Raw genomic sequence first — 9,132 nt, forward strand, 5'->3', positions numbered from 1 at the left:
ATAAGGATACGTAGTTTTAATCAGTTCACTCACGGGATATAGACAACCTTTCCTGTCAATTTCATGATGTCTTCTTTAAAGATCTTTTCGTCGCTGTTTGATTCTGAAAGATGAAGCAGCCATATCTCCTGTACTTTGCTTAAATCATTGGCCATTAAAAATTTCTTGACGTTTTCTAAACTAAAATGAGATTGTAAAAGGCGCTTTTTCATGGCGGGAGCGGTAATGCCGCTCTCAATATTTTCATTCAATATCTCCTCTGAGTAATTGCATTCCACCATGATATGAGTGAGACCAGGGAACCTATAGCGTATGTAATAGGTATCAGTGGCGAAAAGCAGTTTATCCCCGGCGTCATTCGCCAATAGGAAGCCATACGGCTCCGCTACATCGTGCTGCACGTCAAAGGGCATAATAGACCAGGAACCAACCTTAAACGGCTGTTTTACGGGCACAGGCTTAATTCTGTTATGAGTGAGGCCAATTGCTCCGGCCGTCCCAGGAGACATATAACAATCAATGCCGGCGTTCAGAACATCCTTAATAGCCTTGCAGTGGTCCCCATGTTCATGAGAGACAAGGCAGCCAGCGAATTGAGACATTCTAAACTGAAAGCCCTTTTGCATTTGTTTAAAGCTGATACCACATTCCAACAGAAGCGGGGTCTTACCATCGGTAACCCGATAGCAATTCCCCTTACTGCTCGATGACAGGGCTGTAATTTCAATCAAAAGTCTGGTCCGTTCCCTTCAAAGACTGAAGGCTTCTCATCTTTTTTTGTTGGTTGCGGCTCCGGCTGTTCTGTTTGTGGATCCGGAATTGGTTCGATATCGATAACCTCTGTATTCGCGTTTTCATTTACCTCACGGCGCACCCGTTCTTCAGCAGGTATATCATCGTTAGCCTGCTCCTCTTCCTCTGTGTATAGATTTCCTAAACTATTAGGGAAAGCTTCACGCAGGGCATTTACTATTGCTGTTTTTCGAATCATATTTAAGGGCATTGTCTTCCAGGTGGATTGTCCTTTGCTAAATTCATCCAGGCTTATACGCACGGAAATTGGTTGCTGCCTATCCGCACGGTGAACGTCAGCCCACCCTCCAATTAGATTATCTTTGGGAAGTTTGATTGCGCCCTCTAGTTCAACCATATCCCCTTCACGTTCAACGATAATTCCAGCTTTAAACCCCTGAAATTGTTCGTTATTCTCTGCACGCTTCATAAATGCTTCTTTACCAACAATCATTTGAGCGGGTGAGCCTTTAAATTTCACAAGGTAAGCCTCATTTAAAAACGGATTAAGTTTTTGATACTTGCAAAGGTTTATAAACATTGCTGCTTCTTGATCAGTTACGTCAGAGTTTCCGCGAACTAAAAAGTTTTTAACTGTTTTTCCCGTAAGCTTTACAGATTCACCATTCACTGAAAACTCAACCTGTTTTGTCATTAATTCTGTGGTTTCACTCATTTGAATCCTCCTCATCCTCGTACACAAATTTCACCTGTTTTCCCTTATGCTCAATTAGAAAATTTTTAAGCAGTTCAGCAAAGTCGGAGGGTCCGACTAAATCTCTTTCTAAAATCGCATCTTCTGGACATTCAGAAAGCGGACCCACATGCATAATCTCTTCCGAATTTATACGCAAGGTTTCACGGCGTTGATCTTCCCAACCTTTCCCCGTAACTACTGTTACTGTGACAATTTCACTCATGCACTTACCTCACAATCCACTGGAATGAGCGTACTATCTTCTAATTCAATCCGCAGCTGCTTGTCTTTTTCAGAGACAATCAGACTGAGAATCTGTGAATTTGTATCGATCAATTTAGTCACCGCTTCAGAGTTATCTACGAAGATTGGAGCAGAAATGCCGTAATGCTCATTAAGGGTATTAATGATGTCCAGTCCAACATTTATTCGGGCGGCGTTGTTCAAGCCGGAAGAGTACGGAATGCCTTCATATAGCGTTTCGCACGTCTCTTCAAGACCTCCATTGATCTGACTCTTAAAGAGCTTAAAGCGGGCAAATTTGAATTTGTTGTTTATTTTTTCTTCCAGGAGATCTACCTTTGTACGAACAAATTCCTCAGTCAAATAGAGTTGATGCTGAAGCCCTTCATACTCCTCGGCTAAGCCCTTCTGTTCCTCTTCAAGCTGCATGATCCGCTTGTTCACTTTTTTAGAATGCGAAATTTTCGCCAAATCTTTTTGAAGCAGCAGCATCTCCTGTTTTTTGCCGTTAATATCATCTTTGATCAATTGAATTGCTTCGTTCTTTGATGACTCCAATTGCTCAATCTGTTTACGGATGCTATCAATTTCTGATTGTTTGTTTTTGTAAGCATCATCCGTGGTGATATCTGACATGTTGCTCTCGGCCGCCTTGATTTCAGTATCAAGTTGTGACCATTCCTCACTTTTGCTCTCATAATCCTTCTGCAGTTTTTGAGCGGATGACTCTATTTCTGCAATTATGTCTTCTGATCTCTTCAGCTCTTCGCTACGCGATTTACCCCGCTCATTAATTTTTTCTAATTCACTGCTTTTGTGAGAATTGAAATTCTCTTTCGCTTGTTCAACCTGTTCCGGCGGTAATGCCTGGCCGCATGTAGGGCATTCAGTTTGATGCTGATCAAACGTTTCCTCATTCTTATCGAGCCAATTCTGGCGCAGCGACTGGATTTCCGCAGTTAATCTTTCCTGGTTGTCTTTTTCAAGCGACAGCTGACGGGTATTCGATTTAATCTCCAGAGAAATTTCCTCCAGCTTATTTTTTACTGAGAACAGTTTTTCTTTCAGTGCCCTGATATTGCTGTATTCTTTCTCCTGATGAGCATTTTTCATTTCCTGAAGCTCGTTCTCTATATGCAGGATGGCATTTCTTTTTTCCGATACCGCCTCTCCGTTTCGAGCGGATTGCAGCTGATCATCCAATAAATCGATATCATTTTGGAGACAATTGATTTCGTCGTTTAATTCCTGTTCATTTAGCTCAGATATATCCTCGACCGACCGGAGCGCTTCATCAATCCTGACAGGAATCGCCTTCAACTCTTTATTTATCTCCGCTTGTTTGGCCGAGATTACTTTTCTGTGATCCTCAATTGATCGTTTGTTTAAGATGCTCTCTAAAGCCTTTACGGATGGATTCGCTTTAAAAACTTCTTCTTGCGTAATGTCACCGCAAATTTCAAGGAGAATCTTTCGTCTGTCCTGCCATTTCATTTGTTCATTGAAAAATGATGGAGAAGTGACAAGGCGGAAAATATCTTCCGAAATGATCCCATTTACACGATCATTGAACTCTTTTTTCTTTGCCGGCACACCATCAATAAAATAATCTGTGGTATGGCCAGAAAATACAGCCTGACTGCTACCGCGCTTTCTCGTCCATTTCTCGGAATAAACTTTTTTAAGAGTGAGATGACAACCGTCAACAACGAAAACTCCTGTTACCTCATGATTCAATCCAGATACCGGTTCATTTTCTTTTGTCAGTGTCTTAATTTGAAAATCCTTTTTGTTTTGACTGTCTTTGTCAAACAGCAGCCAGATGAAGGCATCAAATAGGGTTGTTTTACCAGTGGCATTATCTCCGTACACCTTGGCATTCTCACCTTGAGTATCAAGGGTGAATTGCTTAACACCCTTGAAATTCAGCAGTTCCAACTTCAATAGCTTCATTTCCTTTTTCATTTGTTGCCACCTCCTTCAGCTCTTTGTTTAAGAGCGCGATATTCCTCACGAGCGGCGGCAGTAGGAAAACGAAAAGCCGCATTCCCTTGAATATCAAAAGAGATAGATCCCCCGGCAGATGCCAGATTGACCTGATCGCGATAATTCTCGCTAAATGGCTCAGTGTAAAAAACTTCGTTCATTTGTCAAAGACCTCCAATATTTGATTTTTGGAAGGTGATAAAGTAAACTTGGTAGTACCAAAGATTGCAACACCTTCTGAAGCTCACTCTGCACAGTGAGCTTTTTTAATGCTTAAAATTTGTGTTTTGCCAATGATGCTGAAATGTCATCAGATATTTTGTTCAATGTATTCTGCAGAACGTTAATATCTTTACTCTCTGCCAATAAGGATGCCATTGTCTTCACAATCGACATATCTGCACGGAGCTCACCGATAATTTTTGTTGCCGCAACTAAGTCCTCCACAGCGTCAAATGTATTACCCAATTTACTCACACTCCTTTCTGATGCTTGCACGCATCGTCAGACCAGAGAAAGAGACAAAGTCAAGGGGGTTGTGGGATAAGCGCCTCTCCCCCTGGCCTGACGACAAGAACAAACTTGCCGTGCTCTCAAAAGAGCGGTATAATAGATACGAACATTTGTTTTATGCAGTGAGCGTGCCGGCTTGCTGCTTTTTTATTTGTTCCATTCTGATTTGACATTCTTTTCTCGCTTCAGCGTCTGCTAAGTATAATTTCGCAGGATTTTCACGTGACTCCTCAATCTTTTCTCTAACTTGGCTCCCCTTCATGACTTTGCTGACAGACAAGACAAATTTCATTTCAAACCATTCCTCTCAATTTTTTTAATGATTCCGGATACTCGACAGATACTATTTTTGATGATGCTTTCAACTTTTCCACTCGTTCGGCAGTCTGATATCGTTTAATCTGGATCAACGAACGCAACACATCTTTATGAGCCTCAAACGCTTTAACTGTGTCTCCCGTTTTTAACGCTTCCATGATTCTTGTGTGCAATGTTTCAATACAGATCATTTCCAGTGTTATTCCACTATGATGAATGCCCGTATAGATTGGCTTTTCCATTTCGTTTTTCATTTCAACCTCCAAATAGAGTCATGATGTTTTGGATGCTTTGAGCGACTGCGCTCGGATCAATGCCGCATAACGTTGCGATCATTGCCTCCTTTGCATTTGTCGCTTCCATCCATCGTACGTATGTAGGAACATCTAAAGATTTTTTGTCGTTTTCAAATTTTGATATACAGCTGCGGGATCGGTGTAGTAATTCAGCTAGATGTTCTTGAGAAAGACCCGCCCGCTCCCGTGTGCTTCGAAGTAGTGCCCCTAATTTCAACTTGTTCACCCCCCCTCAATGTTCCAAAATGGAACATGTTCTGAAACAGAACAGATTTGTGTCGGAGCATGTTGTACTCTTAGGTGGAAGAAATCTACATTTCAATAGTAAGCACGCTGTTTTCTTCCTGTTCTTTTATCCATGCATTGAGTGAATCAACCCTAAAGAAAATCTTCCTCCCCACCCTAAAATGAGGAATTTGGTTGTTTCTTACCATGCTATAAATGGTTTCTTTATGAACCCCCAAAAAAGCAGCAGTTTCTTGAGGGCTTAATGCTGTCCGTTGCAAAATTTCACACCTCACCATTAATCATTATTTTTAGGGATTAACGGTTCATTTCTCATTACGAAATCCCTTAAGCACTACTTGTTTCTAAATCAGAAACGTTTTCCGCAAAAAAATCTGTTATTTTGCATTGTAAATGGTGTGCTAAGATCGGCAATTGTTCAGCTTTAAAAGCGTATAGGCCTTGCTCATATTTCAAATAACTTGAGCCAGTTTTGAAACCTAATTTTGTCGCCATATATTGCAGAGAGATTTTTAATTCTTTTCTTCTATTCTTGATGAAAATTAAATTAAGCTGCTGCATTTCTTCACTCCTTTCGTTTCTGTTTTAGAAACGCTGTAATCACATAATACATTTCTGTTTTAGAAATGTCAATGATTTTTGTTTACAATTTAGAAACTTTTTTTGTTTCCATATCGGAAACGTGATATCATTTGTCTTACTTGGAAAGTGGTGAAAACATTGAATATAGGTGATCGGATCGTTTTATTAAGAGAAAGGAAAGGCTGGTCCCAAAGGGAGTTGGCTCGCCGTGTAAACCTAAATTATGCTGTTATGAACCGTATAGAAAAAGGTACTCGCCCTATTACTGATTCAGAAATTATTAGTTTGTCTAAAGTATTGGATGTCTCTACAGACTACCTTCTAAAAGGTGACTCCCATGACTCAAAGATAGATGAACTCTTAAATGACCCTGAAACCTTAATTGCTGGCCGTGACGGAAAAATCACCAAGGAACAAGCGAAAGAGCTTTTAGAGTATCTTCTCAAAAAAGGGTTTGATGAATAGCAGACAATCATTCTTCACTTCTTAATTCTTAACTTCTTAATTCTTCTTCTGGTAAAACATTTGTTTAGCATTTGTTTAACAAAAAGAAAATTAAGTGTTAAATTAAAAATTTTCAGCCCCGTGAAAACGTAGAATTACCAAGGCTTTGCGGTAAGCGTGTACTGTAAAATAAACTGTTCACGAATAAGTAAATTGATTGAGATATAAAGAAAATCAAAGGGGGACAAAAATTTGTTTAAGAGGTTGGGGACTTTGCTATTAATTGCTTCGCTCGTGTTGCTCACAGCCTGCAAAAATAGTGAAGAGCCTTCTTCTTCATCTTCCGGGACCAAAAACAGTGTTCCTGATAATAGCTTGTCGGAGAGTCAGGATATTTCCGAAAACGGGCCCAACGAAGTTGGAGATCTATATGAAATTGATGGTGGAACAGCAAAAGTAACGGCCATAAGCAATAAAGAAACCACAGCTAAATCCGGTCCTATGCAACTGACTGTGAAAAGAGTAATTGCAGCGGTGGCTAATGAGAAAACGCCTTTTATTGAACTTGAACTGGAAGCGAAGAACACATCTGATGGAGTAGTCAATTTCACTCCAGATAGTATAAAACTTGCTACAAGCACCGGAGTACAAGTTGAGGAACCTTCTCTTGATGAAAGTGACGACCTGCTCGGAGAGTATATTGGGAAAGTAAAAGACAGTGGATCTGTTTTTTATATCTTTCAAAATGAAGAGGATATAGAAAATCTAGATTCAATTCGTCTAAGGGTTGCATCACCAAGCGATGAGAATGCTACAGCACTAGGGGATAAGATGGATATAAAGATTAACTTAGAGCATTAAAATGAGCCTGCTTTTCAGGCTTTTCTTTTAAACAAAAAAACCGAACATAGGTTTGTAGTTACTGCAGGAGGATTTATTTTGTTTCAATTATCATTACTTGAAGAAAGAATTAGATCTATTTATTCCGGTATAGGAATTACTGAGCCAGGAACTGGAGACTTAGAAAAAATCGCAGAACGATTAAAGATATTAATTTACTACAAAAATGAAAAGAGTGTAGCTGTGAAATTACTGGGGATGGCTTGTATTATCCTTGATTCACGTATGTCTAAAAAGAAACAATGGGAAGATTTTTGCCATGAACTCTGCCATCACATTAATCATGTCGGTGTTCAATACAAGATCCCATCCCTATTTAGAGAGCTGCAGGAGAATCAGGCAAATGCTTTTATGTATCACTTCGCAGTTCCCACTTTTATGTTGAAGAATCTCGTTTTACCGGCGACCAAACGAGAGGCAATAACCTACATATCCAACTTATTTCAAGTTACGTATCCATTCGCAGAGACACGCCTGGATATGTATCTTCGTAAGCTATTCAGTTTTAAATATCATGCTTTCCTAACTCAAAAATATACGGAGGAGGAGATCTTATATGCCAACTATTGAAAAAAGAAATGATAAATCTTTCCGTTTAGTCGTTGATATTGGCACTAAGAGCAAACGTAAACGGAAAGTAAAAACTATAAAAATAGATGATCAAGCCTTATTGAAAACTAAAAAGAAGCTTCGCCAATATCTTGAGAGCGAATGGTATAAATTCAAAACAGAAATTGAAGCCGGCGCATATATAACACCTGGAAAAAGAACTTTTAGGATGTTTATAAAAGACTGGGAGAAAAAATATGCCCTTCAACATTTAGATGATCAGACGATTGAAACTTATGAATATATTATGGGAAAAGAAATTTTGCCATACTTTGGTGATATGTACTTAGATGAGATTAAACCAATTCATATTCTAAATTTCTTAGATGAATACCAAGAAGAAAATAACGTTTCAACATCAAGTGTTCACGCTAGATATCGGATCATAAGAGATATATTAGGAAGAGCTGCCGAATGGCATATCATAGATGAGAATCCAGCTCAAAGTGTTAAACGTCCAAAACAAAAATATAAAGAGTATGACATTTATACTGAAGAAGAAATCAAGGAGATCTTCCATTTACTCGATGAGCATGCACCGCTGAGAAACAGGGTTATGATTAAGTTCGCTTTTACCGGTGGTTTTCGGAAAGGTGAACTGTTAGCCATTGATGAATCGGATTTGTTCTTTGACACAAACGAAGTTAGAATTGATGAGTCATTACAATATACGAAAAAGAATGGATACAGATTTAAAGAACCCAAAAGTAACTCATTCCGTAAAATCACAATGCCTGCAGATGTAATGAAAGAAGCAGCGATTTTATTACGGGAAATAAAGAGAAATCGGTTGATGTTAGGGGAACTCTGGCAAGGGACAGAAAAACTTTTATTGTTTGGGGGAGACTTAGGGAAACCACAATACCCAACATCACCTAATACCTATTGGCAAAGGTTTGTTCAAAGACATAAAATTAAGCCTGGCCGGCTACATGACATGCGTCATTCCCATGCGACCATGCTGATAAATCAAATTGGAAAAGTGCCGGGATTAAACATCAAAGCAATTTCTCAACGTCTGGGTCACGCAAATGTACAGACTACATTGAATGTCTATACTCATGCCGGCCAAGAATCGGATACGCTAGTGGCAGACGCAATCAACAAATTATTAAGAACATCTTAAAGGTAATTGCTAATTTGCCACCTCTCTGCCACCCAAATCATTTTCAGACAAAAAAAATAACAGTTCCATAACATGCGGAAACTGCTTCAGATCAACGTATTTTAGATAAGCTTCCAAGCGGGCTCGAACCGCTGACCTCTTCCTTACCATGGAAGTGCTCTACCTGCTGAGCTATGGAAGCAATGGCTCCGCAGGTAGGACTCGAACCTACGACCGATCGGTTAACAGCCGATAGCTCTACCACTGAGCTACTGCGGAATATTATAAGCTTCATAAACAAAAACATGGTAGATAAAATAAAAAAGCTTGGCGGCGTCCTACTCTCACAGGGGGAAACCCCCGACTACCATCGGCGCTGAAGAGCTTAACTTCCGTGTTCG

Annotated in this window: 15 protein-coding genes, 2 tRNA genes and 1 rRNA gene; 4 read left to right on the plus strand and 14 right to left on the minus strand. The window is 39.7% G+C overall.

Annotation, left to right across the window (positions count from 1 at the left end; genetic code table 11):
- Window positions 1-29: 29 nt before the first annotated feature.
- From G9F50_RS19255 to G9F50_RS19305, 11 genes are all read right to left on the minus strand, one after another.
- Window positions 30-731 carry an MBL fold metallo-hydrolase gene (locus tag G9F50_RS19255; RefSeq protein WP_053285425.1) on the minus strand — a complete coding sequence of 234 codons (702 nt, stop codon included), beginning with the start codon at window positions 729-731 and terminating at the stop codon, window positions 30-32.
- Window positions 728-1,468, minus strand: coding sequence for a phage recombination protein Bet (bet, locus tag G9F50_RS19260; protein WP_095061719.1), 741 nt, complete (start codon window positions 1,466-1,468; stop codon window positions 728-730). Before bet ends, G9F50_RS19255 begins: the two co-directional genes overlap by 4 nt.
- Window positions 1,461-1,712: a hypothetical protein gene (locus tag G9F50_RS19265; RefSeq protein WP_053285427.1), complete on the minus strand. Its 252-nt coding sequence runs from the start codon at window positions 1,710-1,712 to the stop codon at window positions 1,461-1,463. Before G9F50_RS19265 ends, bet begins: the two co-directional genes overlap by 8 nt.
- The gene (locus tag G9F50_RS19270) at window positions 1,709-3,697 is read right to left on the minus strand and encodes a hypothetical protein (protein WP_095061721.1); all 1,989 of its coding nucleotides are present in this window, start codon (window positions 3,695-3,697) and stop codon (window positions 1,709-1,711) included. The genes G9F50_RS19265 and G9F50_RS19270 overlap by 4 nt, the downstream gene beginning before the upstream one ends.
- Entirely contained in the window at window positions 3,694-3,879 is a 186-nt protein-coding gene (locus tag G9F50_RS19275) for a hypothetical protein (RefSeq protein ID WP_053285429.1), read from the minus strand. Before G9F50_RS19275 ends, G9F50_RS19270 begins: the two co-directional genes overlap by 4 nt.
- 112 nt (window positions 3,880-3,991) lie before the next feature.
- Window positions 3,992-4,186, minus strand: coding sequence for a hypothetical protein (locus G9F50_RS19280; RefSeq protein ID WP_053285430.1), 195 nt, complete (start codon window positions 4,184-4,186; stop codon window positions 3,992-3,994).
- 160 nt (window positions 4,187-4,346) lie between these two features.
- Complete coding sequence (locus G9F50_RS19285) at window positions 4,347-4,523, minus strand: hypothetical protein (protein WP_164512106.1); 177 nt, start codon at window positions 4,521-4,523, stop codon at window positions 4,347-4,349.
- Window position 4,524: 1 nt separating this feature from the next.
- Entirely contained in the window at window positions 4,525-4,803 is a 279-nt protein-coding gene (locus tag G9F50_RS19290) for a hypothetical protein (protein WP_095061723.1), read from the minus strand.
- A gap of 1 nt (window position 4,804) precedes the next feature.
- Window positions 4,805-5,071, minus strand: coding sequence for a helix-turn-helix domain-containing protein (locus tag G9F50_RS19295; protein ID WP_038455948.1), 267 nt, complete (start codon window positions 5,069-5,071; stop codon window positions 4,805-4,807).
- Between the two features lie 85 nt (window positions 5,072-5,156).
- The gene (locus tag G9F50_RS19300; protein ID WP_053285432.1) at window positions 5,157-5,351 is read right to left on the minus strand and encodes a helix-turn-helix domain-containing protein; all 195 of its coding nucleotides are present in this window, start codon (window positions 5,349-5,351) and stop codon (window positions 5,157-5,159) included.
- Window positions 5,352-5,418: 67 nt separating this feature from the next.
- Window positions 5,419-5,652: a helix-turn-helix domain-containing protein gene (locus G9F50_RS19305; protein WP_053285433.1), complete on the minus strand. Its 234-nt coding sequence runs from the start codon at window positions 5,650-5,652 to the stop codon at window positions 5,419-5,421.
- A gap of 159 nt (window positions 5,653-5,811) precedes the next feature.
- Here G9F50_RS19305 and G9F50_RS19310 point away from each other — a divergent pair, with 159 nt between their 5' ends.
- The 4 genes from G9F50_RS19310 (at window position 5,812) to G9F50_RS19325 (ending at window position 8,752) form a co-directional block, all read left to right on the plus strand.
- Window positions 5,812-6,138: a helix-turn-helix domain-containing protein gene (locus G9F50_RS19310; protein WP_025284106.1), complete on the plus strand. Its 327-nt coding sequence runs from the start codon at window positions 5,812-5,814 to the stop codon at window positions 6,136-6,138.
- 231 nt (window positions 6,139-6,369) lie between these two features.
- The gene (locus G9F50_RS19315; protein WP_095061725.1) at window positions 6,370-6,978 is read left to right on the plus strand and encodes a hypothetical protein; all 609 of its coding nucleotides are present in this window, start codon (window positions 6,370-6,372) and stop codon (window positions 6,976-6,978) included.
- Between the two features lie 78 nt (window positions 6,979-7,056).
- Window positions 7,057-7,587, plus strand: coding sequence for an ImmA/IrrE family metallo-endopeptidase (locus G9F50_RS19320; RefSeq protein ID WP_095061727.1), 531 nt, complete (start codon window positions 7,057-7,059; stop codon window positions 7,585-7,587).
- Window positions 7,574-8,752, plus strand: a complete 1,179-nt coding sequence (locus G9F50_RS19325) for a tyrosine-type recombinase/integrase (protein WP_095061729.1) — start codon at window positions 7,574-7,576, stop codon at window positions 8,750-8,752. The genes G9F50_RS19320 and G9F50_RS19325 overlap by 14 nt, the downstream gene beginning before the upstream one ends.
- Window positions 8,753-8,860: 108 nt before the next feature.
- Here G9F50_RS19325 and G9F50_RS19330 read toward each other — a convergent pair.
- The 3 genes from G9F50_RS19330 to rrf form a co-directional block, all read right to left on the minus strand.
- Window positions 8,861-8,933 (minus strand) — tRNA-Thr (locus G9F50_RS19330).
- A 2-nt stretch (window positions 8,934-8,935) separates the two neighbouring features.
- Window positions 8,936-9,010: transfer RNA gene (locus G9F50_RS19335), tRNA-Asn, on the minus strand.
- A 46-nt stretch (window positions 9,011-9,056) separates the two neighbouring features.
- A 5S ribosomal RNA gene (gene rrf / locus G9F50_RS20890) occupies window positions 9,057-9,132 on the minus strand; the annotation flags it as partial.

Source organism: Bacillus sp. EKM206B, assembly GCF_011066015.1.
Classification (GTDB): domain Bacteria; phylum Bacillota; class Bacilli; order Bacillales; family Bacillaceae; genus Bacillus; species Bacillus velezensis.